Origin of the sequence: Bradyrhizobium nitroreducens (assembly GCF_002776695.1) — a bacterium.
GTDB classification, from domain to species: domain Bacteria; phylum Pseudomonadota; class Alphaproteobacteria; order Rhizobiales; family Xanthobacteraceae; genus Bradyrhizobium; species Bradyrhizobium nitroreducens.
On sequence record NZ_LFJC01000003.1, the window covers coordinates 8,171,295 to 8,172,493 of the forward strand.

Annotated in this window: 1 protein-coding gene; it reads left to right on the plus strand. The window is 66.4% G+C overall.

Annotated elements, in window-relative coordinates; genetic code table 11:
* Nucleotides 1–1,199: chemotaxis protein CheA (locus TSA1_RS38600; protein WP_145984445.1), on the plus strand; the 1,199-nt coding region annotated here is incomplete at both ends.

Here is a 1,199-nt window from a genome sequence, read left to right on the forward strand (position 1 = left end):
TGCCGCGCCCGCCAAGGAGATGACCTCGGGCACGCTGATCGACCAGACCCTGGAGCGTCCGCTGCGTCCGGGCGAGGTCTCGCTCGACGAGCTCGAGCGTGCCTTCCGCGAGACCGCGATCGAAGCGCCCGCGCCCGTCGCCAAGGTTGAGGCTGCCCCCGCGCCCGCTACTGAAGCCCCGGCGCCTGTCGCGAAGGAAGCCGCCAAGGAGACAAAATCCGCCAAGGAGAAGGCCGCGCCGAAGAAGTCGATGGCCGACGAGAGTGCCGGCGAGGGCGACCGCATCGCCAACCAGTCGATCCGCGTCAACGTGGATACGCTGGAGCACCTGATGACCATGGTCTCCGAGCTGGTGCTGACCCGCAACCAGCTCTTGGAGATCTCCCGCCGCAACGAGGACACCGAGTTCAAGGTGCCGCTGCAGCGGCTCTCCAACGTCACCGCCGAGCTGCAGGAAGGCGTCATGAAGACGCGCATGCAGCCGATCGGCAATGCCTGGCAGAAGCTGCCCCGCATCGTCCGCGACCTCTCGAGCGAACTCGGCAAGCAGATCGAGTTGGAGATGCACGGCGCCGACACCGAGCTCGACCGCCAGGTGCTCGATTTGATCAAGGACCCGCTCACCCACATGGTGCGCAACTCCGCCGATCATGGTCTGGAGACCCCCGCCGAGCGCCTCGCCTCCGGCAAGGGCGAGCAGGGCACCATTCGCCTGTCCGCCTATCACGAGGGCGGCCACATCATCATCTGCATCGCCGACAACGGCCGCGGCCTCAACACCGAGAAGATCAAGGCCAAGGCGATCTCTTCCGGTCTCGTCACCGAGGCCGAGCTGGAGAAGATGTCGGAAGCCCAGATCCACAAGTTCATCTTCGCGCCGGGCTTCTCGACGGCGGCCGCCATCACCTCGGTCTCCGGCCGCGGCGTCGGCATGGACGTGGTGCGCACCAATATCGACCAGATCGGTGGCACCATCGACATCAAGTCGGTGGCCGGCGAGGGCTCTTCCGTCACCATCAAGATCCCGCTGACGCTCGCCATCGTCTCGGCGCTGATCGTCGAAGCCGCCGGCGACCGCTTTGCTATCCCGCAGCTCTCGGTGGTCGAGCTGGTCCGTGCCCGCGCCAACTCAGAGCACCGCATCGAGCGCATCAAGGACACCGCGGTTCTCCGCCTGCGCAACAAGCTGCTGCCGCTGA